This is a genomic window from Paraburkholderia sp. RL18-101-BIB-B, assembly GCF_046026985.1.
GTDB lineage: Bacteria > Pseudomonadota > Gammaproteobacteria > Burkholderiales > Burkholderiaceae > Paraburkholderia.
The window spans coordinates 82,554-108,100 of the sequence record NZ_JARESV010000001.1; the positions used below are offsets into that span (position 1 = coordinate 82,554).

Annotated in this window: 29 protein-coding genes; 13 read left to right on the top strand and 16 right to left on the bottom strand. The window is 64.8% G+C overall.

What is annotated here, in order from left to right:
• The first annotated feature begins 168 nt into the window (after positions 1–168).
• From P0D73_RS00380 to P0D73_RS00400, 5 genes are all read left to right on the top strand, one after another.
• Complete coding sequence (locus P0D73_RS00380) at positions 169–1,101, top strand: dihydrodipicolinate synthase family protein (protein ID WP_408428969.1); 933 nt, start codon at positions 169–171, stop codon at positions 1,099–1,101.
• A gap of 351 nt (positions 1,102–1,452) precedes the next feature.
• A complete protein-coding gene (locus P0D73_RS00385; RefSeq protein ID WP_132377670.1) occupies positions 1,453–2,022 on the top strand; it encodes an RNA polymerase sigma factor in 570 nt (189 codons plus the stop codon).
• On the top strand, positions 2,022–2,804 hold the full coding sequence (locus P0D73_RS00390) for an anti-sigma factor (RefSeq protein WP_408428972.1): 783 nt from the start codon (positions 2,022–2,024) through the stop codon (positions 2,802–2,804). The genes P0D73_RS00385 and P0D73_RS00390 overlap by 1 nt, the downstream gene beginning before the upstream one ends.
• A gap of 132 nt (positions 2,805–2,936) precedes the next feature.
• Positions 2,937–4,217 carry an NAD(P)/FAD-dependent oxidoreductase gene (locus tag P0D73_RS00395; RefSeq protein ID WP_408174904.1) on the top strand — a complete coding sequence of 427 codons (1,281 nt, stop codon included), beginning with the start codon at positions 2,937–2,939 and terminating at the stop codon, positions 4,215–4,217.
• A 94-nt stretch (positions 4,218–4,311) separates the two neighbouring features.
• On the top strand, positions 4,312–5,007 hold the full coding sequence (locus P0D73_RS00400) for a TetR/AcrR family transcriptional regulator (RefSeq protein ID WP_310818013.1): 696 nt from the start codon (positions 4,312–4,314) through the stop codon (positions 5,005–5,007).
• A gap of 75 nt (positions 5,008–5,082) precedes the next feature.
• Here the strand turns inward: P0D73_RS00400 and P0D73_RS00405 are convergent, their stop codons facing one another.
• From P0D73_RS00405 to aroQ, 3 genes are read right to left on the bottom strand one after another with little or no spacing between them, the layout of a single operon-like run.
• A complete protein-coding gene (locus tag P0D73_RS00405; RefSeq protein ID WP_408428976.1) occupies positions 5,083–6,453 on the bottom strand; it encodes an MFS transporter in 1,371 nt (456 codons plus the stop codon).
• 49 nt (positions 6,454–6,502) lie between these two features.
• Complete coding sequence (locus P0D73_RS00410) at positions 6,503–7,405, bottom strand: shikimate dehydrogenase (protein ID WP_408428979.1); 903 nt, start codon at positions 7,403–7,405, stop codon at positions 6,503–6,505.
• The gene (gene aroQ / locus P0D73_RS00415) at positions 7,402–7,857 is read right to left on the bottom strand and encodes a type II 3-dehydroquinate dehydratase (protein WP_342960393.1); all 456 of its coding nucleotides are present in this window, start codon (positions 7,855–7,857) and stop codon (positions 7,402–7,404) included. The genes P0D73_RS00410 and aroQ overlap by 4 nt, the downstream gene beginning before the upstream one ends.
• Before the next feature lie 322 nt (positions 7,858–8,179).
• On the opposite strand from aroQ, the gene P0D73_RS00420 reads away from it, so the two are divergent.
• The 3 genes from P0D73_RS00420 (at position 8,180) to P0D73_RS00430 (ending at position 10,993) form a co-directional block, all read left to right on the top strand.
• Positions 8,180–10,063 carry a bifunctional sugar phosphate isomerase/epimerase/4-hydroxyphenylpyruvate dioxygenase family protein gene (locus P0D73_RS00420; RefSeq protein ID WP_408428981.1) on the top strand — a complete coding sequence of 628 codons (1,884 nt, stop codon included), beginning with the start codon at positions 8,180–8,182 and terminating at the stop codon, positions 10,061–10,063.
• Between the two features lie 190 nt (positions 10,064–10,253).
• Positions 10,254–10,586: a hypothetical protein gene (locus P0D73_RS00425; RefSeq protein WP_408174909.1), complete on the top strand. Its 333-nt coding sequence runs from the start codon at positions 10,254–10,256 to the stop codon at positions 10,584–10,586.
• A gap of 146 nt (positions 10,587–10,732) precedes the next feature.
• Positions 10,733–10,993, top strand: a complete 261-nt coding sequence (locus P0D73_RS00430; protein ID WP_132377678.1) for a hypothetical protein — start codon at positions 10,733–10,735, stop codon at positions 10,991–10,993.
• A gap of 111 nt (positions 10,994–11,104) precedes the next feature.
• Here the strand turns inward: P0D73_RS00430 and P0D73_RS00435 are convergent, their stop codons facing one another.
• The 6 genes from P0D73_RS00435 to P0D73_RS00460 all read right to left on the bottom strand — a co-directional run bounded on the left by P0D73_RS00435 (position 11,105) and on the right by P0D73_RS00460 (position 16,069).
• The gene (locus tag P0D73_RS00435; protein ID WP_007177862.1) at positions 11,105–11,434 is read right to left on the bottom strand and encodes a hypothetical protein; all 330 of its coding nucleotides are present in this window, start codon (positions 11,432–11,434) and stop codon (positions 11,105–11,107) included.
• 10 nt (positions 11,435–11,444) lie between these two features.
• A complete protein-coding gene (locus P0D73_RS00440; RefSeq protein ID WP_132377679.1) occupies positions 11,445–12,212 on the bottom strand; it encodes an AraC family transcriptional regulator in 768 nt (255 codons plus the stop codon).
• Positions 12,213–12,431: 219 nt separating this feature from the next.
• The gene (locus P0D73_RS00445) at positions 12,432–13,721 is read right to left on the bottom strand and encodes an FAD-dependent oxidoreductase (protein WP_408428985.1); all 1,290 of its coding nucleotides are present in this window, start codon (positions 13,719–13,721) and stop codon (positions 12,432–12,434) included.
• Positions 13,718–13,996, bottom strand: coding sequence for a (2Fe-2S)-binding protein (locus P0D73_RS00450; protein ID WP_408281346.1), 279 nt, complete (start codon positions 13,994–13,996; stop codon positions 13,718–13,720). Before P0D73_RS00450 ends, P0D73_RS00445 begins: the two co-directional genes overlap by 4 nt.
• Positions 13,989–15,116: an NAD(P)/FAD-dependent oxidoreductase gene (locus P0D73_RS00455; protein ID WP_408428988.1), complete on the bottom strand. Its 1,128-nt coding sequence runs from the start codon at positions 15,114–15,116 to the stop codon at positions 13,989–13,991. The genes P0D73_RS00450 and P0D73_RS00455 overlap by 8 nt, the downstream gene beginning before the upstream one ends.
• Positions 15,113–16,069, bottom strand: coding sequence for a 4-hydroxyproline epimerase (locus P0D73_RS00460; protein WP_408428991.1), 957 nt, complete (start codon positions 16,067–16,069; stop codon positions 15,113–15,115). The genes P0D73_RS00455 and P0D73_RS00460 overlap by 4 nt, the downstream gene beginning before the upstream one ends.
• A gap of 348 nt (positions 16,070–16,417) precedes the next feature.
• Between P0D73_RS00460 and P0D73_RS00465 the strand changes: the two genes are divergently transcribed.
• Positions 16,418–17,323: a dihydrodipicolinate synthase family protein gene (locus P0D73_RS00465; protein WP_408428994.1), complete on the top strand. Its 906-nt coding sequence runs from the start codon at positions 16,418–16,420 to the stop codon at positions 17,321–17,323.
• Between the two features lie 20 nt (positions 17,324–17,343).
• Here the strand turns inward: P0D73_RS00465 and P0D73_RS00470 are convergent, their stop codons facing one another.
• A complete protein-coding gene (locus P0D73_RS00470) occupies positions 17,344–18,084 on the bottom strand; it encodes a response regulator transcription factor (RefSeq protein ID WP_408428996.1) in 741 nt (246 codons plus the stop codon).
• Between the two features lie 401 nt (positions 18,085–18,485).
• On the opposite strand from P0D73_RS00470, the gene P0D73_RS00475 reads away from it, so the two are divergent.
• Together P0D73_RS00475 and P0D73_RS00480 are read left to right on the top strand one after the other, a co-directional pair.
• Positions 18,486–19,787, top strand: a complete 1,302-nt coding sequence (locus tag P0D73_RS00475) for an MFS transporter (protein ID WP_408428999.1) — start codon at positions 18,486–18,488, stop codon at positions 19,785–19,787.
• Between the two features lie 144 nt (positions 19,788–19,931).
• Positions 19,932–21,416 (top strand): MFS transporter, encoded by a 1,485-nt coding sequence (locus P0D73_RS00480; protein WP_408429002.1) that lies wholly within the window; start codon positions 19,932–19,934, stop codon positions 21,414–21,416.
• A 116-nt stretch (positions 21,417–21,532) separates the two neighbouring features.
• On the opposite strand, the gene P0D73_RS00485 is transcribed toward P0D73_RS00480, so the two are convergent.
• From P0D73_RS00485 to P0D73_RS00510, 6 genes are all read right to left on the bottom strand, one after another.
• On the bottom strand, positions 21,533–21,805 hold the full coding sequence (locus P0D73_RS00485) for a hypothetical protein (protein WP_132377688.1): 273 nt from the start codon (positions 21,803–21,805) through the stop codon (positions 21,533–21,535).
• 64 nt (positions 21,806–21,869) lie between these two features.
• Positions 21,870–22,301, bottom strand: coding sequence for a DoxX family protein (locus tag P0D73_RS00490; RefSeq protein WP_408429005.1), 432 nt, complete (start codon positions 22,299–22,301; stop codon positions 21,870–21,872).
• 213 nt (positions 22,302–22,514) lie between these two features.
• Positions 22,515–22,922, bottom strand: a complete 408-nt coding sequence (locus tag P0D73_RS00495; protein ID WP_408429007.1) for a VOC family protein — start codon at positions 22,920–22,922, stop codon at positions 22,515–22,517.
• 155 nt (positions 22,923–23,077) lie between these two features.
• Positions 23,078–23,542 carry an RbsD/FucU family protein gene (locus P0D73_RS00500; RefSeq protein ID WP_408218032.1) on the bottom strand — a complete coding sequence of 155 codons (465 nt, stop codon included), beginning with the start codon at positions 23,540–23,542 and terminating at the stop codon, positions 23,078–23,080.
• 78 nt (positions 23,543–23,620) lie between these two features.
• Positions 23,621–24,046 (bottom strand): hypothetical protein, encoded by a 426-nt coding sequence (locus P0D73_RS00505; RefSeq protein ID WP_408312284.1) that lies wholly within the window; start codon positions 24,044–24,046, stop codon positions 23,621–23,623.
• Between the two features lie 27 nt (positions 24,047–24,073).
• Entirely contained in the window at positions 24,074–24,442 is a 369-nt protein-coding gene (locus P0D73_RS00510) for a nuclear transport factor 2 family protein (protein ID WP_132377693.1), read from the bottom strand.
• A gap of 275 nt (positions 24,443–24,717) precedes the next feature.
• Here P0D73_RS00510 and P0D73_RS00515 point away from each other — a divergent pair, with 275 nt between their 5' ends.
• Both P0D73_RS00515 and P0D73_RS00520 read left to right on the top strand, forming a co-directional pair.
• A complete protein-coding gene (locus P0D73_RS00515; protein ID WP_408429011.1) occupies positions 24,718–25,089 on the top strand; it encodes a type II toxin-antitoxin system RelE/ParE family toxin in 372 nt (123 codons plus the stop codon).
• Positions 25,086–25,388: an addiction module antidote protein gene (locus P0D73_RS00520; RefSeq protein ID WP_132377695.1), complete on the top strand. Its 303-nt coding sequence runs from the start codon at positions 25,086–25,088 to the stop codon at positions 25,386–25,388. Before P0D73_RS00515 ends, P0D73_RS00520 begins: the two co-directional genes overlap by 4 nt.
• The last annotated feature ends 159 nt before the right edge of the window (positions 25,389–25,547 follow it).

Genomic DNA, 25,547 nt, shown 5'->3' on the forward strand with positions numbered 1-25,547 from the left:
CTGAAGCGGAGGTGAGTCGCAAAAGCGATCACAAGATGGAAACAATTCAATATACCCGCCGTGTTCAGCGCCGTATAGTCGACTGCGTTGCATGGGATCCGAGTCAGCGCCAAAGCGCAAACTCGGGTCGACACGGAGACATTCCAAACTACGAAAACACCTATCATCATGACCCAGTCATCCCATCCTGCTGCATTGCGCGGCGTGTTCCCCGTCGCGCCGACCATCTTCGACGACGCCGGCCGTCTCGACCTCGAAGGCCAGAAACGCTGCATCGACTTCATGATCGACGCGGGCTCGAACGGGCTGTGCATTCTGGCGAACTTCTCCGAACAGTTCGCGCTATCCGACGACGAGCGCAACACGCTGATGCACGTGGTGCTCGACCACGTCGCGGGCCGCGTGCCGGTGATCGTCACGACCACGCATTTCAGCTCGTACCAGTGCGCCGAGCGCAGCCGCAGTGCGCAGGCCGCGGGCGCCGCAATGGTCATGGTCATGCCGCCATATCACGGCGCGACGATCCGCATCGGCGAACGCGGCATCTACGAGTTCTACAAGACCGTGTCCGAAGCGATCGGCATTCCGATCATGATTCAGGATGCGCCGGTCAGCGGCACGCCGTTGTCCGCGCCGTTTCTCGCCCGCATGGCGCGCGAGATCGACAACGTGTCGTACTTCAAGATCGAAGTGCCGCAGGCGGCGAACAAGCTGCGCGAGCTCATCGAACTGGGCGGCGATGCGATCGTCGGTCCGTGGGACGGCGAAGAGGCGATCACGCTGATGGCCGATCTGGATGCGGGCGCAACCGGTTCGATGACGGGCGGCGGCTACGCCGACGGCATCCGTCTGATCATCGACGCCTATGCGGCCGGCGACACCGAGGCGGCCGCCGCGCACTATCAGCAGTGGCTGCCCCTGATCAATTACGAAAACCGCCAGGGCGGCCTCGCATCGTGCAAGGCGCTGATGAAGGAAGGCGGTGTGATCCGTTCGGACGCGGTGCGCCATCCGTTGCCGCAAATGCACCCGGCCACGCGTGAAGGTCTGTTGAAGGTTGCGCGGCGGCTCGATCCCCTGGTGCTGCGCTGGGGCCGTTAAACGCCCATTCCGGTCCAGGGCGGTTGCCGATCGGTCGACAACCGTCCCGGACCTCATCAGGAATGAGCCGTGCCCCCCGTACTTCGTCATACCGCCCGCAACGCGTTAACCGCCCTTGCATCGCGTGGCTCCGTTGCCGGTCTTTCACTTTCAGCAGACCAGCGCAACGGCCCCGCCCTCGCTGCACACCACCCCGTGTCCCGGACCATCCGGCAAGCACACCCAACGCCGGACTCTGCTCCACATACGTTGACATCTCATCAACGGATGCACGTCGAAGAAAAAAACCCGCATATAAGGCAGTGGAGAAATTGAGTACCATAGGCGCGCAAGCTCACCCTATCTCCTTCCATGACCGCCCATCCTCGAGAACTAACGCCGGACACGCTTGCCGAGCTGCTCGAACGTGTCGCCAAGGAAGACGCCGCGGCATTGCGCGAACTCTACGATCTCGCCGCCCCGAAACTGTTCGGCCTCGCCCTCCGTATATTGAACAAGCATGAGTGGGCCGAAGAGGTCTTGCAGGACAGCTTCGTCAATATCTGGCGCTTTGCCGGCGACTATCGCCGCGCGCTGTCCGCCCCGATGACGTGGATGTCGGCGATCGTCCGCAACCGTGCTCTCGATCACCTGCGGCGGGTCAACACCCAGGAAACGGAATGGAGCGATGCGTTGGACGATCTCGTGGCAACCGGCGATCCAGATCCCGAAGCGCTGACTGCGGTCAGCCTGCAGGCGCGTCTGCTCGCCGGTTGCATGCAACAGCTGGAACCGGCGCAGCGCCAGGCGGTGGCCCTCGCGTACCTACGCGATCAAAGCCATAGCGAGATCGCCGACGTGCTGGCGGTGCCGCTCGGCACCATCAAGTCATGGATCCGGCGCGGCCTCGCCAAGCTGAAGACCTGTCTGGGAGGCGAGTGATGAATCTCCATCGCTATCCTCAGCTCGTCGACCTGCTGGCCGCCGAATATGTGCTCGGCACGCTGCGCGGCGGCGCACGGCGCCGCTTCGAACGCTACGCGGACCACGACACGACGATCCGCCGTGCCGTCGACGAATGGCAGCGGCGCATCTCGCCGCTGGCCGAACTCGCCGAGCCGCGCATGCCGCCGTCCGCCGTATGGGACGCCATCGAACGGCGTCTCGGCCTCGCGGCCACGCGCGAGGCCGCACGTCCCCGCACCGTGGTGGCAACACCCGCACGGCCGTCGCGCAGCGTGTTCGAGAACCTGGCGTTCTGGCGCGGCTGGGCACTCGGCGTCACGGGCCTCGCCGCGGTTGCCGTGGTGGTCGCCGTGCGCTCGCTGTTGCCGTCCACCACGGCGCCTGTCACCGCGCCGACCGTGGCTCAGCAATCCGAAACGGCGGTGTCGCATGTCGCCGTGCTGAACAACAAGGACGCGCATCCGGTCATGCTGGTCGCGTGGGACGAAGCGCATTCGACCATGACGGTGCATCCGCTCGGCAAGGTCGAGCTGCCCGCGGGCCGGGCGATGGAACTGTGGGGCATTCCGGCGAGCGGCCATCCGGTCTCGCTCGGCATGCTGCCGGACAGCGCGAACGGCAAGGTTACGGCCGGCCAGCAGAAGCCGGAGAATTATGCGGCGCTGGCCGTGTCGATCGAAGCGCCGGGCGGCTCGCCGGATCACAACGCGCCGAGCGGTCCGGTGGTGTTCACCGGCAAGCTGTTGCCGGTGTCCTAGGCGTTTCATGATCAGCCCAAGAAGACCGGCATTTGCTCGACGCGGGTGCCGGTCTCTGTTTCATCCGCCCTTCGACTCGGCAATCGCGCGACGGCTGGACGTGAGCGCGCGATTGCCGCTAACCTAGCCCTTATGCAAAGCTTTTACGAAGCCACTGTCACCCGTTCGTCCGCCTATGCGCCGTTGGCTGGCCGGCGAAACGCCAATGTCTGCGTCATCGGCGGGGGCCTGGCGGGCTTGTCCACGGCGTTGGGACTCGCCGAGCGGGGCGTCGCCGATGTCACCGTGCTCGAAGCCCGGCAAGTGGGTTTCGGCGCATCCGGGCGCAATGGCGGGTTCGTGTTCGGCGGCTACAGCCTCGATTGCGCCGACCTGCTCAAAACCCTCGGCGCCGTGCACGCCCGCGAACTCTATACGCTGACTACCGACGCAGTCGATCTGATGAGAAAGCGCATCGCGCGCTATCACATCGACTGCGACGCGACCGACGCCGGCGTGATCCTCGCCAACTGGTTCGACGAACCGGCGCGGCTCGAGTCGCAGCGGCGCCTGATGCGCGATTCGTTCGGCGTCGAGTGGGAACCGGTGGCAGCGGAGCAGCTCGCTGCGCAACTGAAAACGCGCCGTTATCACGGTGGTCTGTTCGAGCGCAATGCGTTCCACTTTCATCCGTTGAAGTACGTCCTCGGCGTGGCTAACGCCGCTGCGCATGCCGGCGTGCAGATCCACGAGGACTCGCCGGTCGTGCGTCTGCAGCGCGACGGCGCCGGCTTCGTGGTGCACACGCAGCACGGCGCGCTCGACGCGCAACACGTCGTGATGGCGGGCGGCGGCTACGCGCGCCGCGTCTACCCGCTGGTCGAACGCGCGGTGCTGCCGATCGCCACCTACGTGATGGCGACCGAACCGCTCGGCTCACGTCTGCAAGACGCAATCGACACGCGTGCCGCCGTCTACGACACCCGCTTCGCCTTCGACTACTACCGGCCGCTGCCCGACATGCGCATTCTGTGGGGTGGCCGCATCTCGGTGCGCGACCGCGCGCCCGAGGTGATCGCGCGCCTGTTGCGGCGCGATCTGCTGAAGGTCTATCCGCAGTTGCATGACGTGGGTATCGAGTACGCGTGGGGTGGCCTGATGAGCTACGCGCGGCACAAGATGCCGCAGATCGGCCGCAGCGCGGATGGCGTCTGGTACGCGGTCGGCTTCGGGGGACACGGCATGGCGCCGACCACCGTGTCCGGCGAACTGCTGGCGGCGGCGATTGCCGGCGAGCGTCCGGTGCCCGAGGCATTTGCGTCGTTCGGCCTGACACCCGCTTACGGCGCGCTCGGCCTCGCGGCCGCGCAGCTGACCTACACCGCCATGCAGACACGCGACGCGCTCGCCGCACGCCGGCGGCCTGCCGTTTGACGTCGACCAATACGTTGCCGCTCATGCCCGAGACCCGCTCCAGAGGCCAATTTCGCCATGCTAGAATGCGCCGTCACTGCCGCTCGAATACACAATGAAAAAGGGAAGCAAGGCCGCCGAGCCTGATACCAACGGCATCCCGTCCGACAGTCCGCGTACCGACGCCCGGCGCAAGTACGATCCCGAACAGACGAAGCGCAACATCCTCGAGGTCGCGACCCAGGAGTTCTCCGCGATGGGACTGACGGGCGCACGCGTCGACGCGATCGCGGAGCGCACGAACACCACCAAGCGCATGCTGTACTACTACTTCGGCAGCAAGGAAGGGTTGTACCAGGCGGTGCTGGAAAAGGTGTATGGAGACATTCGCGCGCTCGAACAGGATCTGCACGTCAGCGAACTCGATCCGATCGAGGGGATGCGCGCACTCGTCGAGTTTACGTTTGACTATCACGACCGGCAGCGCGATTTCGTGCGCCTCGTGACGATCGAAAATATTCACGGCGCGAAGTACGTCGAGCAGGTCAAGACGTTCAAAGGCCGCAACGTCACCGTGATTCATACGATCGAGGATCTGCTGGCGCGCGGCATCGCGGCCGGGCAGTTCCGCAGCGACATCGATCCGATCGACCTGCATCTGCTGATCAGTTCGCTGTGCTTTCACCGCGTCGGCAATCGCCATACCTTCGGCACGGCGTTCGGGCGCGATCCGTCGCATCCGCGTTTGCGTGCGCGGCATCGCGCCATGATCGTCGATGCCGTGCTGCGGTTCGTGCGCAAGGACGATTGACGCCTGTAAGCCTCAAGTAAAAAACGGGACGTGGCCTGCGCCACGTCCCGTTTTTTTCGTCTGGCGCGAGGCCGCTCAATCCACCAGCACGATCCGCTTGATATCGCCGACGATGAAGATGTACGACAGCGCGCCGACCAGTGCGATCGCGCCGATGAACACCAGCGCCCCGACAAACGAGCCGGTTGCCGCGACGATGAAACCCACCACCAGCGGCGTCACGATGCCGGCCAGGTTCGCCGCGAAGTTGAAGATGCCGCCGGTCACGCCGAGCAGGCCGTCCGGCGCGATGTCGGACACCAGCGTCCAGCCCAGCGCGGCCATGCCCTGCGCGAAAAACGCCACCGACAGAATCGCGATCACCAGCAGGTTGCTCTCGACATAGTTGGCGAGAATGATGGTCGACGCGAGCAGCAGGCCGGCAATGATCGGCAGCTTGCGCGCCACGTTCGGCGACTTGCCGCGGCGCAACAGCCAGTCGGAAAAGAAGCCGCCGAACATCACGCCGATCGACGCGGCAATGAACGGCATGATCGCGAAGAAGCCGATCTTTAGCCACGCCATATGGCGTTCGGTGGCGAGATACGTCGGGAACCAGGTGAGGAAGAACACCAGCGTCGAGTTGCCGGCGAACTGGCCGAGGCAAATGCCCGTCAGTTGACGATGCTTGAGCAGGCGTCCGATGGTGCGCCATTCGAAGCCGCTCTTCGCCGATACGAGCTTGCTGGCTGCCGCCTCAGCATCCTTCTTCCGATGCGTGAGACCGCCGCCCGCTTCGATATAGTCGAGCTCCTCCTGATTCGCCGACGGATGATCGCGCGGCTCACGATAGAACATCCACCAGATCACGCCGAACACAAGGCCCACGCCGCCCACCACGTAGAACAGCGAACGCCAGCCGAACGCGCCCATCAGCATGAACAGGAATGGGCTGAAAAAAGCGAGGCCGATATATTCGCCGACCGTGTACGTGCCGGTCGCCATCGCGCGTTCGCTCTGCGGGAACCACGTGGCCACCACGCGGCTATTGGTCGGGAAGCACGGCGCTTCCGAGACGCCGAGGCCGAGGCGGAACGCGAACAGCGCGCCGATGCCATGCACCAAGCCTTGCGCTAGCGTGCACAGGGACCAGAAGGTCATCGACAGGAAATACGTGACCTTGCTGCCGAAACGGTCGAGAAACAGGCCGCCCGGGATTTGCGCGGCCACATAGCTCCAGGAAAACACGGAAAACAGCAGCCCCATCAGCGCGGCGTTGATGCCGAGCTCCTTGGTCAACTGTGGCGCCGCGATGCCGAGCACCGTACGGTCGAGATAATTGATCATCGTCCCGACCGCGAGCAGCGCCAGAATCTGAAAGCGGGCTTTCGAGCGGCGCCCGGTGCTCACCGTGACGCCTTGCGGCGCGGCGGTGTCGATGGGACTGGATTGAATCGGTTGCTGCATGGGGTGTGCGTCTCCTCGATCGGGTTGTTACCGGTTGGCGCGCTACCGGTTAGCGTTGCAACAACGACTGAAAATGGGTGTAGACCCGTTCCGCGTCCGGTTCGAGACCGGTGAAAATGCGCATGGCGTCGACCGCCTGATACACCGCCATGCCGCCGCCGCTCAGCGTGCGGCAGCCGAGCGCTTCCGCCGCCTGCAAAAGCGCGGTGCGGATCGGGAAGTAGACGATGTCCGAGACCCACAGATCGCGGTGCAGCAATTCGACCGGCAACGGCAAGCCGGGCAATTTCGCCATGCCGGTGGGCGTCGCGTGAATCAGGCCATTGGCGGCCGCGAGCGATTCGGCAAGCGAACTTCCGGCGCTGACGGTGGCGGCCGGAAAGCGCTTCTGCAATTCCTCGGCGAGCGACGCGGCGCGCGTGGCGTCCACATCGAATAGCGTGAGCGATTTCGCGCCCATATTGAGCGCCGCGTGCGCGACCGCCGCGCCGGCGCCGCCCGCGCCAAGCTGCACGACGCGCTCCAGCGACACGTCCGGCAAACCGCGCTGGAATGCACGCGCGAAACCTGACCAATCCGTGTTGTGACCGATGCGTTTGCCGTCCTTGAACAGCACCGTGTTGACCGCGCCGAGTGCGCGCGCGTCGTCGGACAGTTCGTCGAGCAGAGGAATGACGGCCTGCTTGCACGGGTACGTGATGTTCAGACCGTTGTAGCCCATGCGTTCGGCGGCCATCAGCAGATCGGGCAGCGAGGCGACGTCGAGTTTCAGCGCTTCCAGATCGATACGCCGGTACACATAGTGCAGACCGAGCTTGCTGCCCTCTTCCTCGTGCATCGCGGGCGTCAGCGATCCGCTGATGCCCGCGCCGATCAGGCCGACCAGATAGGAATGAGGTGTTGCCTGTGAGTTCGTTTGTACGTTCGTTTGTACGTTCGCTTGTGAGTTCATTTCGCCGCCCTATCCTTAAGAATGGTCGCCATCCGCTCCAAAGCCAACACATAGCCCTGCGTGCCGCAACCGATGATGATCGCGTCCGCCACGGCCGACACGTACGAGTGATGCCGGAACGCCTCGCGGCGATGCACGTTTGAAATATGCACTTCGATGACCGGCTTTTCGATTGCCGAAAGCGCGTCGGCGATGGCCACCGACGTATGCGTGTAGGCCGCCGGATTGATCACGATGCCGTCGACCTTGGTACGCGCCGCGTGCAGCCAGTCGATCAGTTGATGTTCGGCATTCGACTGGCAGAAGTCGATCGCGAGATTCAGGCGCTCTCCCGCATCGCGGCAAAGCTTCGCGACGTCGTCGAGCGTTTCCGAGCCATAGATGGTCGGCTCGCGCGTGCCGAGCAGATTGAGGTTCGGTCCGTTGAGGACCAGTACTGACGCAAAACTCATGACAACCACTCCTGCTAAGTAAGGCAAGAAGCCAGCCACGGCAAGCGCCGTGGTTTTGCAACGTGAGCGAAGTGTGCGCGCATTGAGCGCCGCCGTCATTCGGGGTTTCTACGAATTTGTACCATCTAGTTAGTTTGTATAAACTATCGATAACTTCGGTTACAGTGGGTGATTGTGGCCTGCCTCTTGCCGATGCGTGTAACGAACTGGTCCATTTTCCGCATTGCAGCATGCCAGCCAGCGGGATCTGCGAGCGGTCGCGCGCCCCGGCCGTTGCGCGCCCTATTCAACAGCCGTTTGATTGTTTTAGCAGGAGCCGTCCATGCAACGTTCGATTGCCACCGTGTCGATCAGCGGAACCCTCGTCGAGAAGCTGACCGCGATCCAGGCGGCGGGCTTCGAAGGCGTCGAGATCTTCGAGAACGATTTGCTGTATTTCGACGGCTCGCCCGCCGACGTGCGGCGCATCGCCGAAGATCTCGGGCTGAAAATCATGCTGTTTCAGCCATTCCGCGATTTCGACGGTGTCAGCCCGGAGCGCCTCGAGCGCAATCTCGACCGCGCGAAGCGTAAGTTCGACGTCATGCATGAACTGGGCACAGACCGCATTCTGGTGTGCAGCAACGTTTCGCCCGACACCATCGGCGACGATGCGCTGATGACCGACCAGCTCGGCGCGCTGGCCCGCGCGGCTGAGGCGGCCGGCGTTATCGCGGGCTATGAAGCGCTCGCGTGGGGCAAGCACGTGAAGACCTACCGGCACGCGTGGAAGCTCGTGAACGCCGTGAATCATCCCAATCTCGGGCTCGTGCTCGACAGCTTTCACACGCTGTCGCTCGACGACACGGTGGACGCGATCGCCGACATTCCGGGCGATCGCATCGCCTTCGTGCAGATCGCCGATGCGCCGAAGCTCGCCATGGACGTGCTCGAATGGAGCCGCCACTATCGCTGCTTCCCGGGCCAAGGCGATTTCGATCTGGCTAATTTCACGGCGCAGGTCGTGAAAACGGGCTACAGCGGGCCGCTTTCGCTGGAAATTTTCAACGACGGCTTTCGCGCCGCCCCCACCACCATCACAGCCGCGGACGGGCATCGCTCGCTGCTGTTCCTCGAGGAACAGACTCGCGCGCTGCTCGAAAGCACGCAGCAGCCGGTCGGTGACCTCTACCGCTCGCCGGCGGCGCCCGCGCACGTCGGCTATCAGTTTCTCGAGTTCGCGGTGGACCACACCACGCGCGCGCAACTCGTCGACTGGCTCGGCAAACTGCGCTTTCGCGAGGCGGGCCGCCATCGGTCGAAAGAAGTCACGCTGTATCAGCACGGCGCGGCTTCGATCGTGCTGAACGCGGAGCCGGATTCGTTCGCCAACGCGTTTTTCCAGCAGCATGGCTTGTCGCTGTGCGCGTCGGCGTTTCGCGTGGACGACGCCAATCAGGCGTTCGAGCGCGCCGCCGGCTTCGGCTACGCGCCGTTTTCCGGGCAAATCGGCCCGAACGAGCGTGTGCTGCCCGCCGTGCAGGCGCCGGACAGCAGCCTGAACTATTTCGTCGACGAAACGCCGGATCAGCCCACCTTGTTCGAGGCCGATTTCGTCCTCACCGACATCAACGGTCCGACCGAAGTGGGGCCGCTCAGCCGCATCGACCATGTGTGCCTGTCGGTGCCGGCGAATTCGCTGGACACGTGGGTGCTGTTTCTGCGGACCGCCTTGGGCTTCCAGGCCGAGCCCGGCGTGCTGGTGCCCGATCCGTACGGCCTCGTGCGCAGCCGCGCGCTGCGCAGCCACGACGGCTCGGTGCGCATCGTGCTGAATGCCTCCGTGGACCATCACACGGCGGTGGCCGAGGCGCTGCATACCTATCACGGCTCTGGTCTGAACCACGTCGCCTTCAGCACCAGCGACATTTTCAGCGCGATTCCCGAGTTCGTCGCCGACGGCTTGCCGGTGCTGCGCATCCCGCGCAATTACTACGAGGATCTGGCCGCGCGCTACGCGCTGCCGGACGACACGCTCGACGCATTGCGCGCCAATAACATCCTCTACGACCGCGATGAGCGCGGCGGCGAGTTTTTCCACGCTTACACGGAGCAGCTCGACCAGCGGTTCTTCATGGAGATCGTCGAGCGGCGCGGCGGTTACGACGGCTATGGCGCGGCCAATGCTGCCGTGCGGCTCGCCGCGCAGGCTCAGCGGCGCAAATAGGCGTCCAACGCGTCACGCAGGCGAATTCGGGTCCGGCGATTCCGGCCAGGCGGGCACGGCGTGTGCGGCATCGGCGGGGGTAGCCGCGCCGCACCGATATAATGTCGCCTGATTCGCGGTCGATGCCGCGCGGCTGTGGCACGTGCGGGCGTCGCACGTATCGTCAGCCGAATGTAACGCCAGGAGAGATATGAAGAAGTTTGCCGTAGTCCTGTCAGTTCCCCTGCTCCTCAGCGCTTGCGCGTACTTCCAGAAGAATCCGGATGCCGGCGAGCCCGTCACGGACACCAACACGCAGCGCTCCGTCAACGACGTGGTCGCGTGCCTCACGCAATTGGCCGCGAGCCACGACGCCGCGTTCAAATCCACGGCGATCCCGCAAGGCCAGATGCTCGACTTCGGCGACTCGAATATCGTCAAGGTGCGTAGCGACAACGGCGCGACGACTTACCGTTTCTATGCGGGCAAGCGCCACGTGAACAACCTGTGGATCGAGTCGGCGGGCAAAACCTGCGCCCCGTAAGGGTTTGCGGGCGTAAGTGTGACAATCGGTAACATGGTTCGGTGCAATCATCGTGTCACGGTGTTACAGGACAATGGTGTCTTAAGAATCGTTTAAGACTTCGTCCGCATCATCCACCCGACACTATTCCGCACAAGGTGCGAACCATGAACCAGCCCGATCACAACACGAACGACGCACCGGCGCCGGCCAAGCGGCCTACCATCCTGCGCCGCCTGCTGAGCCACCACGAGCTGGCGACGTTGCTGCTGTTGCTGCACGCGCCGATCGACGCGTCCGCGAAACCCGAGATTCCGCAGCTTCACGAAGCCGGCCTGATCGAAACGATTTCCGGCGACGCCGGCGCTTCGCATATCCGTTTGACGCCTGAAGGCAACGCCGTGCTGCGCGGCCTCGGTGTGAAGTAACGCGCGCTGTCCAATTGCGTTCGAAGGCGCGCACGTACAGGTCTCGGGCCCTTTTTTAACAGCCGAGCGCCGGCCGGATCCTTTGACGAACGCCACGCCGCATCACACGGCTCACGCCTGCCACACGCCGTACCCCGCTTCACGTAGTCCAATCGCCAATTCCACTTCCATGTCCTGTGCGCCGCGGTAAGGCATGGGATTGAATACCTCGTACAGTTCGGGCACGAGCCGCAAGCCGTAATCGCGCACATAGCGATTGGCCTGAATGCCGGCCTTATGCCGGTCGAAGCGCAGATCCGGGTCCAGTCCCGTCATTCCCACATACACGCAAGGCTTGTCGAACCGGTAGTCCGGATTCGCGCGGCGAAAACGCGCCTCGTTCCAGACCTTGTCGTCCAGCGCGACGACGTAGACGTAGTAGTGATGCTTGCGACGAGCCATGTGCAGCGGTTCAACTCCGCGAAGTACCGTGCAGCAGCATCCGGTATTCGGTCGGCGTCACGCCGACTGTCGCCTTGAATTGCCGCGTGAACGCGCTGTGGTCGGTGTAGCCGCACAGCGCGGCGACGTCGGTGACCTTGTCGTGCGAAACCAGCAGCGCCGTGGCGGCGTCCAGCCGGGTTTTCAGCAGCACCTGACGCGGCGTCAGATGAAACACTTTGTGAAAGTAGCGCTCCAGTTGGGCGACGGACATATCCGCCATGGCCGCAAGCTGCTTCAGATTCAACGGCTGAACGTAATTTTCCTGGATGGACTGAACGACCGCGGCGAGACGGCTGTAGGCCGGGTGACTGCTTTCGTCCGCTTTCAGATCGCGGGAAATGCCGGCGAGGCCGACCACCTTGCCGGCGGGATCGCGCAGCGGCTGCTTGCAGGTCAGACACCAGCCCGGCTGGCGGCCGGGATACAGATGCAGTTCCAACTGATCGATCATCTGATTGCCGACGTTGATGATCGCCTTGTCCTGCGCCGTGTAGATGCGTCCGAAGCGGCGCGGGAACACGTCCTCGGCGGTCCGGCCGAGCAGCGCGGACTTTTCTTTGAAGCCGCAACGCGACGCTAGCGTGCGATTGACCAGCGCGTAACGCGCCTCGGCGTCCTTGACGAAGAACACGACGTCCGGCATCGCGTCGAACACCGGCTCGAGCAGCCTGAAGTGCGACAGCATGCCGGACAGCGTTGCGTCGTCCGGTTCGAGCGGATGAGCCAGCGTGTTCATCGTGCGGGTTCCGTTGGTCCGTGCGTTGATGGGGGCGGTCGGGCGAGCGTTCGGTTTTTTCGGCGTTGGGTTGTTACGGTTGCTCTGTTGCCGGGTGACGGTTGCCGCCTGACGACCGACGCTCGGGGCTTGCAGCCTCGTGCCAGCTGCCTGGTCCGTGCGGTCGATTATAGGGCCGCGCCGCCGCCGACAATATCCGCTGGCTTGTCGGCGAACAGGTCATTCAAGCTGGGGCGGCTCCGCGACCGCCGCCATCAACGTGCCGATTTGCGCTGGACTGAAGGGCGGGCGCGGCGCGCCGGACTGCCAGCCGAAGTACAGGTTCGCCGCCGTCCCGCAGATCCGTCCCTGGCAGGCGCCCATGCCGCAGCGGGTGTGGAGCTTGGCTTCGCGCCAGTCGGCAAAGGCGCGCACCTCGCCGATGCTCACGTCCTCGCAGCGGCACAGCAGCGTGGCATCGGGCGGCGGTGCGCGCGCGGCGTCCCGCAGGGCGAAGGCGGTTTCGACGCGGCGGCCGAATCGGCGCCAGCGCGCGCGCTGCGCGTCGAGGGCCGCATGGTCCGCGGCGGCGCCACCGCTTGCCAGCAGGCCGGCAAACTGTCCCTCCACGTTGGCCAGTTCAGCGCCGCCGACGCCGGTGCACTCGCCCGCCGCGAATACGCCCTCGACAGACGTCCGCTGCTCGTGGTCGACGACGATCTCGCCCGCTTCACTGATCGCGCAACCGAGCGCCTGAGCCAGCGTGATGTTCGGCACGAGTCCATAGCCGCAGGCGATGCGGTCGCAATCGAGCGTGACGCGTTTGCTGTCGCGGCCGCGCCGGATGGTGACACGCTCGACTCGGCCGTCGCCCTGCGCCTCTTCCACGATGCTGCCGGTCCAGTAATGCAGGCCCGCGAACCCGCGCGTCATGCCGACGGCTTGCCGCAACTTGGCCGGCGCGGCCAGTAGCGAGATGCCGAAACGCGCGACGTCGAACGCCGAAGCTTGCTCCACCACGGCCACCACCTTTGCCCCCGCCGCGCGCGCAGTGGCGAGCGCCGCGATCAGCAAAGGCCCGCTGCCGGCAATCACGATCCGCTCGCCACCCACCGGCATGCCGCCTTTGATGAGCGCCTGCAGCGCGCCCGCGCCGGTCACGCCGAGCAAGGTCCAGCCGGCGAACGGCAGAAGCCGCTCACGTGCGCCGGTAGCAAGAATCAGGCGCTCATAGGTGACGCAGACGTCGCCGTGCTCCGCCGATTCGAACAGCAAGCCGCGTGGACCCAGCGGCGCGATCACGCGAGTCGACGGCCAGTGCGTGATGGTGCTGTGCCCGCTGATCGCAGTGAGGAGGTTATGCAACGGCGCCTGCGGCGCGTGGCCCGGACTTTGACGCCAGATCTGGCCGCCCGCGCGTGGATTGTCGTCGAGCAGCGCAACCGAGGCGCCCGCGCGCGCGGCGGCGGACGCGGCGTTCAAACCAGCGGGACCGGCGCCGACGATGACAATGTCGAAGTGCTGTCTCATCGCGTGCCCGCCCCGTCCTGGGTACGAACGTTCTGGCCTTCGCGGCACAGAGTCTGACACGCCAGCGCATGCGCCCGGCCGTCGATCGTCACGCGACACTCCTGACACACGCCCATGCCGCACAGCGCGGCGCGAGGCTGGCCGCTCACCGATAGGCGCGTGCCGTGAACGCCAGCCAGGACGAGCACCGCGGCCACGGTTGTGCCGGCTTCGACATCGATACGGTGGCCGTCGATCGTCAAGCTGACGCGTGTCGTGGCGCTCGCGCTACTCATCAATCACCTTCTCAACAAAACGAACCGGCAAATAAGGCTCGACAGGAATCGGCGCGAGGGTCCCTACAATCTGCGCGGCAAGCAGCTTCGCGGTGGCAAGCGATGTCGTCACGCCCAAACCCTCATGACCGGTGACAAGCCATACGCCGGGAGCAAATTCGCCGGCCGGACCGATCAGCGGCAGGCCGTCCGGCGAGGCCGCGCGAAACCCGGTCCACGCGCGAATGCCGTTGAGCGTCGGCAGCAGCGGCAGATAATGCGCGGCACGTTGGAGCATCTGCGCGAGCACAGGCATCTCGACGGTGGGATCTGTGGTGTCGAACTGGCGCGACGAGCCGATCAGCAATTGTCCCGTGGGCCGCGGTTGCGCGTTGAACGCCACCGAGGTGCCGACCGCGTGATGCGCGCTCTTGATGTACCCGAGCTCGAGCAGTTGATGCCGGATCAGTCCGGGATAGCGGTCCGTGATCAGCAGATGGCCTTTCTTCGGCTGCAAGGGCAGCGACGGCACCAATTGCTGCGCACCCAACCCATTGGCCACGATGACTTGCCCCGCGCCAACACGCTCGCCGTCAGCAAGCGTCACACCACTCGCTTCAACCGACGTCACCGTCGCGCCCAGTCGCACACGGATATTCGCGGCGCCCGGCGACCGCGTCAGCAGCCATTCAGCGACGGTGGGCGCATACACGATGCTGTCGTGCTCGATCCGCAAACCGCCCGCCATCGACGCCGCCAGCGCCGGCTCGCAAGCCCGCAACGCAGGCGCGTCGAGCAATTGCGCGGCAACGCCCTGAGCCTCGAACGCGGCATGCATTGAACGGGCGGCCTGCCACTCCTCATCGTCGGCGGCGACCCAGAGCGTGCCGCAGCGCGCGAACGCGTCGCGCGGACGCAGTTGCGGCGCGAGATCCAGCCACAAGTCTCGTGAATAGCGGCCCAGCGCGAATTCCGCCGGCGAGTCGTTCATCACGACGATGTGACCCATACCCGCCGCCGTCGCGCCGCCACCGATGCCCTGCGCGTCGAGCACCTCGACGCGCATGCCGAGTGCCGCCAGTTCCGCCGCGCATGCCGCGCCGACAATCCCCGCCCCGACGATCAGCGCGTCCGCCGTCATGCCGTGCGGATGCCCCAGGCGAAGGGATCGCGCTCGTCGAAGCACAGGCGCGCCTCTGCCGTGACGTACGCGTGACCGGTGATGGTAGGAATCACGTGAACGCCATCGCCGGCATGGCGATAGCTCGCCTCGAACACGCTGCCGATAATGCTCTCCTGCCGCCATACCGCGCCTTCAGCCAGTTTGCCGTCGGCCGCGAGGCAGGCCACCTTGGCGCTCGTGCCGGTGCCGCACGGCGAGCGGTCGTACGCACTGCCGGGACAGAGCACGAAGTTGCGGCTGTCGACGCCATCGCGCGAACCGGGTCCGAATAACTCGATGTGGTCGATCAACGCGCCATCCGCGCCGGTGATGCGCTGCGCGATCAGCGCGTCGCGAATCGCCCCGCTGAACGCCGTCAATTCGCCGATCCGCGCCGCCTCCAGGGCGCGCGCATGGTCAGCGACGAGAAAGAACCAGTTGCCACCCCAGCCGATATCGCCAGTCAACACGCCGTGGCCCGGCACGTCCACCCGCACGGATTCGCGATAGCGATACGCCGGCACGTTGCGCACGGCGACACTGCCGTCGTCGTTGAGCGTCGCTTCGACAATGCCGACCGGCGTCTCGATCCGATGACGCCCCGGCCCGATCCGTCCCAGGTGCGCCAGCGAAACGACGAGGCCGATCGTGCCGTGCCCGCACATGCCGAGATAGCCGACGTTGTTGAAAAAGATCACGCCGGCCGCGCACGTCGGGTCGTCCGGCTCGCAGAGCAGCGCGCCCACCACCACGTCCGAGCCGCGCGGTTCGGTGACGATGCCCGCGCGCCAGTCGTCGAACTGAATGCGGAACACGTCGAGCCGTTGCGCCAGTGTGCCGCCGCCGAGATCCGGGCCGCCCGACACCACGAGGCGGGTCGGTTCACCGCCGGTGTGCGAGTCGATGATGTCCAAGGTTTTCATGACGCTCATGGTAGAAACCGCAGCCGGTCGAGTCTTGGTGTGCTTGCGCGTGGATTGTGACGATTTCGGCATAGCTTCGCGATGCCGGGCGACCTCACGCCGCCGCCCAGACCGCGGCCCGTGTACCTGCGCTGGACGCACGACGGGCATGACCCCGAGCACATGCCGTCGTGCCGGTCACGCGCTCTAGACGCGCCTCGCCCTTTATCCTGAAATAGGCCATCCGCCTTGTTCCGGCGATACTACGGGCAAAGCGACTGTGCTGAAATCGTCATCCGCCACGCGTGATTCACGCAAGACGGCGGGATTTTCCCTGCTTACACTGCGCTTGAACTCATCACACTCAGGAGAGCAGTCGTGGCGCATATCTGGGAAGGCGTATTGCCCGCAGTCACCACCAAATTCAACGCGGATTTCAGCATAGAACGTGCGTGGACCGGCAAGAATATCGAGGCGCAGATCGACGCGGGTGTGGATGGCATCATCGTGTGCGGATCGCTGGGCGAAGCGTCGACGCTCTCGCTGGATGAAAAGCTGCAAGTGCTCGACGTCGCCGTCGAAGCCTCGCGCGGCCGCGTTCCGGTCCTGTTGACGATCGCCGAAAACAGCACGCTCGACGCCTGCCGTCAGGCCGAAGCGGGCAGCCGTCATGGCGCGGCCGGTTACATGGTGCTGCCGGGGCTGCGTTACCTGTCGGACCGCCGCGAGACGCTGCACCATTTCCGCAGCGTCGCCGACGCGAGCGCGCTGCCGCTGATGATCTACAACAATCCGCTCGCCTACGGCGTCGACATGACGCCCGACATGTTCGCGGAAATCGCCGACGAGAAAAAGATTGTCGCGATCAAGGAATCATGCGGCGACGTGCGGCGCGTGACCGACCTGATCAACGCGGTCGGCGACCGTTTCGCGATTCTCTGCGGCGTCGACAATCTCGCGATGGAGGCGATCCTGATGGGCGCGCATGGCTGGGTGGCCGGTCTCGTGTGCGCGTTTCCGCGTGAGACGGTGGTGATCTACAAGTTGCTGAAGGCGGGACGCCTCGAGGAAGCGCGGGCGATCTACCGCTGGTTTGCGCCGCTGCTTGCGCTCGACGTATCGGCGAAGCTGGTGCAGAACATCAAGCTCGCCGAAGCGATCGTCGGACTGGGCACGGAGCCGGTGCGCCCGCCCCGTCTGCCGCTGGCCGGCGACGAACGCAAGGCGGTCGAAGCATTGATTCGCAAGGCGCTCGAAACACGCCCCGCGCTGCCGCAGATTTGATCTGACGCGGCTGGTTGACTTCAGGCCGCTTTCTTCTCGACATCGATATCCGCATCGATATCGGCGGCAACCGCCCGACGCAGATGCAGCAGCCGGTAGCCGCTTTTATAAACCGGCTGCAGCCGAAATTCGTTTTGCGGCTCGATTTCGAGCAGAAGGCGCAGCCGCGAAACGTGACTGTCGATCGTGCGGGTGAATTCGCGGAACTCGCGGCCCCACACCATCGCGAAGATGTGATCGCGCGACAGCACGCGGCCAATATTTGAGAAAAACAGCGACGCCAGCCGGTACTGCGTGCCGGACAACTGGACCGGCTGGCCGCGCAGCGTGACGAGTTGGCTGTGCGTGTTGAAGTGGTACGGACCGACATCGAAGCTCGCGGAACTGAACCGGTCCGGGTACGCCCGCCGCAGTAGCGCCGCGACCCGCTCGCGAAACTCGGCTGCGCGCAGCGGCAATGCGACGTAGTCGTCCGCGCCAGCGACGAACGCGCGCACGACGTTTTCCTCCGCCGTGTCCACCGATGCGAACATGACCGGCAGACGGTCGCCGCCCACCGCGCGCGCCGCGCGCAAAACATCGGCGCCGGACAGACGCAGGCCGTGCCAGTCGAGCACCAGCAGATCCACGGTGGAACGCGCGAGCGTTCTCGACATGCTCAGGCCGTCGTCAAAGGTCGTGCAGGAATGCCCGGTGGCCGTCAGGACCTTTTCGATCGACTGACGCATGACCAGGTCACGTTGAAGAACGGCAATACGCATGAGATGCCTCTTAACTGATAGCTCGGACGCGATTCTCAGAGGCGGGCCCGTTCCATCCCATAGGAGCAATCCTAATTTACATATGAATCAATCCGCTCGGACAAAGCCGCTCTGCATTCCTACATTCGCCAGGGAAAAGTCCCAATAACACCGTCGTCGCGCTCGCTTGCGAAAAGGCACATTCCCGGGAACTTTTCTCAATCTAATTAAGCACTTCCCGAAACGTTCCGCTTTCATCCTGTAAAATCCCCGCCTGGCCTCAATCGTCATCGCGCTTGCCCTACCCGGGCCGGCGCGCCGGTGTCCCGTGCTCTACCCAGCGCTTGCCACACTTCTCGCCCGACGACCGCCGTATTTCCACGCGCTACGTGTGGCTCCCAATTCAAGACAAGACACAAGCAATGCAAGCGACAAATCTGGGTGGAGCGCAGGCTGTCACCCCACGCCCTCTTGGGCGCAGCGATTACAAGACGCTCGGCCTCGCCGCCCTCGGCGGGGCGCTGGAGTTCTACGACTTCATCATCTTCGTATTTTTCGCGCCGGCGATCGGCCAGCTATTTTTCCCGGCGGCGATGCCCGACTGGCTGCGCCAGGTGCAAACCTTCGGCATCTTCGCCGCGGGCTATCTGGCGCGGCCGCTCGGCGGCATCATCATGGCGCATTTCGGCGACCTGTTCGGCCGCAAGCGCATGTTCACGCTGAGCGTGCTGCTCATGTCGGTGCCGACGTTGATGATGGGCCTGCTGCCCACCTACGCCAGCATCGGCGTGCTGGCGCCGGTCCTGCTGCTGCTGTTTCGCGTGATGCAAGGCGCGGCGGTCGGCGGCGAAGTGCCGGGCGCCTGGGTGTTCGTCTCGGAGCACGTGCCGCAGCGCCACATCGGCTATGCGTGCGGCACGCTGACGGCCGGCCTCACGGCAGGCATCCTGCTCGGCTCGCTGATTGCCTCGGCGGTGAACCGCAACTTCGCGCCGGCGGAAATCTCCGCATACGCGTGGCGCATTCCGTTCCTGGTGGGCGGCGTATTCGGCATGTTCTCGGTCTACCTGCGCCGCTGGCTGCATGAGACGCCGGTGTTCGCCGAACTCAAGCAGCGCAAGGCAATCGCCGCTGAAGTGCCGCTCAAGGCCGTGCTGCGCGACCACGGCCGCGCCGTGATCGTCTCGATGCTGCTCACGTGGATGCTCTCGGCCGCGATCGTCGTGGTGATTCTGATGACGCCCACGCTGCTGCAAAAGCAGTTCCATATCGCGCCGGCCACCGCGCTGCTGGCGAACTGCGTGGCGACGCTGTGCCTGACGATCGGTTGCGTGATGGCGGGCTCGATTGCCGGGCGCATCGGCGCGGGGCGCACGATTTTCATCGGCGGCCTGGCGCTGGCGGTGACGTACTACGTGATGTTTCAGCAACTCGCCGCCGACAGCTCGGCGCTGGTGCCGCTGTACGCGCTGGCGGGCCTGTTCGTCGGCGTGATTGGCGCGATTCCGTTCGTGATGGTCAAGGCGTTCCCGCCAGTGGTGCGCTTCTCGGGCATCTCGTTCTCGTACAACGTGGCGTACGCCGTGTTCGGCGGCCTTACACCGATCGCGGTGTCGCTGATGATGAAGTCGAACCCGATGGCCGCGCCGATGTACGTCGGCGCGATCTGCATTCTCGGCGCGCTGACCACGCTGTTCATCAAGGACGCGCCGCACAAGCGCTGATCGGCTGCTTGTGCTTTGCAACGACGGCGCACCGCAAACGGTGCGCCGTTTTTGTTTGCATCATCGGGCTCGACGCCCTGCGCTTGCGCGTGACATCCACACTTCACGCCGCCCCGAAACATGGTGCGCTGCATCGGGCCTACGATGTATCGAATGAACTCCCCAAATTCCCCCCACTCGTCGGCACTCGGCCGTGTTCTTGCGACGGTCAGTGTCGGCTTCGTCGTCACGCAACTCGACGTGACCATCGTCAACATCGCGTTGCCGAAAATCGGCGCGGATCTGCATGCGAATGTCGCGGGCCTGCAATGGGTCGTCGACGCCTACACGCTCGCGTTCGCCGTGCTGATGCTGTCCGCCGGCGCGCTCGGCGACCGCTTCGGCGCGCGACGCCTGTACGCGGCCGGCATCGTGCTGTTCGCGCTTGCGTCGCTCGCCTGCGGCCTCGCGCTCGACGCGACCATGCTGGTCGCCGCGCGCGCAGTGCAAGGCATCGGCGCCGCCGCCATGCTGCCGAACTCGCTGGCGCTGCTCAATCAGTCGTACGGACACGATCCCAAACTGCGGGCTCGCGCAGTCGGACTGTGGACCGCGGCGGGCGCGATTGCGATCGCGGCGGGGCCGGTGGCCGGCGGCCTGCTGATCGCGGCGTTCGGCTGGCGCAGCATCTTTCTCGTCAATCTGCCGATTTGCGCCGCCGGCTTTCTGGCCACCCTGCTTTGGGTGCCACGGCCCGAGGCCACGACGCGTCAAGGCCCGCAAGCGGCGGCAGCCGCTCGTTCCGACACGAAGCCGCGCGGCATCGATCTGAGTGGCCAGTGTCTGGCCATCGTCGCGCTGACCGCGTTCGTCGCCGCTGTGATCGAATGGCGGCCGCTGGGGCTCGGTCACCCGCTCGTGGCCGGCGGCTTCGTGCTGGCGCTCATCGCAGCGGGCGCCTTTATCGTGGTGGAATCGCGCGTCGCGGCGCCGATGCTGCCGCTCTCGCTCTTCAGCAAGCGCTCGTTCAGCGTGGCGGTGCTGTTCGGCATCTGCGTGAATCTGACCTACTACGGCATGGTGTTCGTGCTGAGCCTGTATTTGCAGCGCGTGCGCGGCTATACGCCGTTGCAGGCGGGCCTTGCCTTCCTGCCGCTGACGGGCGGCTTTCTGCTGTCGAACGTGGCGAGCGGCTGGGTGGTCGGCCGCTTCGGCGTGCGCATGCCGATGATCGCGGGCGCGATCACGGCCGGGCTCGGCTATGGCCTGCTGCATTTCGTCGACGCCGGCACGCCGCTCATCGGTCTGCTGCTGCCGTTCCTGCTGATTCCGTCCGGCATGGGCCTCGCGGTCCCGGCGATGACCACGGCCGTGCTCGCCTCGACGGATGCGGCACGTGCCGGTACGGCGTCCGCCGTGTTGAATACCGCCCGGCAGGCAGGGGGCGCGGTCGGCGTGGCGGCCTTCGGCGCGTTGGCGAGCGGCGCGGCCGCCACGCAGATCGTCTCGGGCATGCGGGCATCGACGGCCGTCTCGGTCGGCTTGCTGGCGATCGGCGGCGTGCTGAGCTGCTTCGTGCATCCGCAACCGCAGTCGTCGGACTCCGCGCGTCGCCCTGCATGTCGCGAACGGGCCAGCGAATCGCGCTGAGTGCGGCGCCTCCCGATATCGCGCGCACAAAAAATCGACCCCCGCGATGCTTGCGCATGGCGGGGGTGATTACCTGCAGTCCGGCTGTAGCGCGCTACAACCCTGTACTGCGTGGCTTATAGCGACGCTTCCTGGATCGTGCCGGTGTCGATTGCGCGCTCGATCAGCCCTTCGTCTCGCGCTTTGGCGATGGCGTCGGCGATCAGTTTTTCCGGCTCCTCGATCTCGGCCTTGATCGTGCTGATGAACCCGGACGCATCCAGAACCACCAGTGTCTTCGCCGAATCAGCCAGGCTGATGATCACCCGATGCGGCGTGGGCCCTTCACCAAGACTCGCGCACAACTGCGTAACTTTGCCGCCAATGGTTTGCTCAAAACTTTGAATCATTATTTGCTCCCTTGGTTACAGCCAGAATCGAAAGCGACCCGCACAGACTACCTCAACTGCCGTGTCAAAGCCCGAGTCCGCCACGCGGCGCTCGCGCACCGTCGATGCTGAGACGCCCCGCGCCCGTCACGAACAACAGTAGGAAACCGCCGGCAATGCCGATGTTCTTCCAGAAATGGATGACCATGTCGCGTTGCAAGGCGGCGTCGGTGACATTCCAGAAATCGTGGCCCAGCACCGCCGTCGCCACCGTGTACACCGCCAGGATCAGCGCGAGCGGGCGCACCTTGAAGCCGACGATCAGCAGCAGACCGCCGAGCGCCTCGACCGCCGTAGCAATCGGCGCGGCGACCTGCACGAACGGCACGCCCTTCGAATGCAGGTAGCCGACAAACCCCGCATAGCCCAGCAGCTTCATCACACCGCCCCACAGGAACAGCACGGCAAGGGCAATACGAGCGATGAGGATAACGCCGGAATCGACGGGACGCGACATGAGGGGCTCCTGTAAATGAATAAGCAGCAGACCCCGCCGGCAGCCCGCAGTTCCCGACTTTGCACCTGACAATAGGCGGTTTGGCCGCCTTTTCCTAGCTCGGACCAGAATGAGCGGCGCGGGACGCGCCGCATGTCGGGAAGGGAAAAGGTGTCCGAGCGATCCGCTCGTTAGCGTCCGCGGTGCATGCCGACGGCGGAATCGCCGCCGTGTTTATGCTTGAGGATACGTTGCGACTTCGATCAGATTGCCGTCCGGATCGCGGCAATACACTGAGGTCATCATGCCGCGCGCGCCGTCGCGCTCCACCGGTCCGGCCTCGATTTCGACGCCTTGGGCGAGCCAATGCGCCTTGACCTCGGCCGGGCTCGTGGTCGTGACGAAACACAGATCGGCGCTGCCGGGCACCGGCTCGCGGCCGGTGAACCACGCGACGGTATCGGCGGTCGCGGGACGCAGATTGATCTTCTGATTGCCGTAAAACATCGCCACCCGCGTGCCCGTGCGCGACTCGAACTCGGCGCGCCGCATGCCGAGCATACGTGCGTACCACGCCGCGCTGACTTCCACGTCGGCGACGTTCAGAACGAGATGATCGAGACTGTCTATCGAGAAGCTCATGGTTTTCGTCACCGTGATGTCAGGCGATGCGCCGTGGCGGATCAGGCTGATCAGCCGACGGCGGTCAGACGAAAAGTTAGCACGTGCGCGAGATTCGCGTGCGGGGGCCGGCACGTTGCGCGCACGGCATTGCGCCGCGATGGCGCTGACGAAAGTTACGACTGAGGCGCGTCCGGCGCGAGCAGAACGCCCTTCGTGAAGACGAAGCAACCATAGCCGCGCTCTTCACCGGTCGCGATCACGCAATACGCTTTGCGCGCCCGCTCATAAAACGCAAACCGCTCGATCGACGCGAACGGCACATCGCGTCCTTCCGCTGCGTTGACCTCGACCTGTGCCTCGCGCTGCACGGCCGGAATCGTGTGCGGCTCGCCCACCACTTCCATGCGCGACGCGGGATGCTCGATGAACGTATCCAGCGGCATCACCGACAGCACCGCGCGAATCGCGCGCGGCGCGCTCACGCCGTCGAGGCGCAGCACTTTGCCCAGGACACTCTCACGCGCAACCGAGTCGCCGGGAAAATTGGCGTCGCAGATGACGAGTTCGTCGCCATGGCCCATCGCGCGCAATGCATGCAGTATGTCGGCGTTCAGCAGCGGGTCCAGATTCTTCAGCACGGTGTCTCCTTGTGGTCCGATTGGCGGTTGGCCGCCGAGGTTTGGACGTTGGTTATCGGGTCGCGCGAAGCGAGCAGTTCACGCCCGCGTTCGTGTCGGGCCGAAGCAGCAGCTGCCCGGCTCGACCAAAGCGTGTCCGCGCGTCGAATCGCATTCCAGCGGACGATTGTAGCAAGCAACGTCGCGGCCATTCGTCGAGGGTGGCGCGTGGCGGCTGCACGTTGCGTTGCCGGAGCGAGTCGTCGGCCGGACGTTTCGCATCGCCGGTAGAGACTCGGCTGCGCCGCACTGCCAGCGCAGCCAGCCGACCACCGCCAGCAGCACGAGACCCGCGCCGCCCAACACCGGCTCGCGCCAGCCCAGCAGCGCGATGAACATGAAGGCACGCGCACCGGCGAGCAGCGCGAAGCCGGCGATTGCGCTGGACAGCGTGTCGACGGCGCCCGACAGGCGCGCCAACGCGATGGCCGTTTGGGGTGCCGTGGCAGCAGCGGGCTCGTGCATGATTGTCTCCGTAAAAAAAGGCGGTGCTCAGGCGCCGTCCGGCACCTGGTCGAGGAAGCCGGTGACGGCCCGCAAGCGTCCATGCGGATCGACCACGCCGAAGTCGGATCCCTTCACGATCGCGTCGCCCGCGGGCGTGGTCAGTTCCCATGCGAAACGCAGCCGGTCGGCAAAGCCGTCGACCTGGCCCGTACGGCGAAACGTGTGATGCGGGAAGCGCTCGTGCACCGCGCGGATCATCGCGTCGATGCCGTCGTGGCCCGCGCCTGCCAGCAGCGGGTCGCGATAGTCGGCGTCGGCGCTCCATGTCGCGGCGATCAACTCGCGACGGCGCGCGCCGTCGGTTTCGTTCCAGGCGTCGAAATAACGGTCGATCAGATCGGTATGCGCGTTCATCTTGAGACTCCTTCGTTGGCATGACTGAGCACTACGCTCGGCAGACAGGTTGTATGCGGCGGGCTCGGAGTGAAGATTGACGGCTTGGGCGCGGTGCGTCGATTACGTGGGAGGTAAGCATTCGCGCGCGTTTCGTTGTCCGTCGAATTGGCCATCCGGCCGAGTCGTCAGACGCGGCGGCAGCCGCTAACCTCGTGTGGCAAATGGGGCCGCGCGGCGCGGCGCGCGGCAGACGACGTACTCGACCGACACGGACACGGGGGCGCTTTTTCAATATGGTTTTCACACTTGCAAGACCGTATCCATACGGATACAATTCTCAACAGATCGGTTCACCACCTGTGTACACGGTCAACCGCACCGAGGAATTCGACACCTGGCTTGCGCGGCTCGCGGATGTACGAGCGAGGGCAAAAATACTCGTGCGGATCCGGCGTGCGGAACGCGGGCATTTCGGCGACGTGAAATTGCTGGAAGACGGTGTATCCGAGATGTGCATCGACTGCGGACCGGGGTATCGGGTCTACTTCGCGCGTGAAGGGCGCATGGTGTATCTGCTGCTCTGCAGTGGTGACAAGTCCACCCAGCCGGCCGATATCAAGCATGCCAAAACAATGTGGGTAGCAATCAGAGAGGAACTGTCATGAGCAAGATCAAAACCGCGCGGTTCGACGCGTCGGACTACCTCGATAGCGAGGAAGCGATTGCTGAGTATCTCAACGCAGCGCTTGAAGACGGCGACGCCGACGTCCTGCTCGCCGCTATCGCCGACATCGCCAAAGCGCGCGGTATCGCCAGAGTTGCGGCAGACGCCGGACTCGGGCGCGAAAGCCTCTACAAAACGCTCGCGCCCGGTTCGAAACCGCGCATGGACACGGTGTTCAAATTGCTGCGCGCGCTCGGCGTCAAACTCAACGCGGTGCCGGAAGGTGCGGCGGCGGCCTGAATCGCGTTTGCCGTTCTGCTGGTGCCGCAGTTCACCAGTACGTTGGATTGACTTTGCTATCAGACGCGTTTCCGGGGTTTCGTAGGCGTGGCTGGGTGTATTCCGGGGTATTCCATTACCTCCTAGGTAATGGATCGCTGGCGCGGTTTGGCTATCATC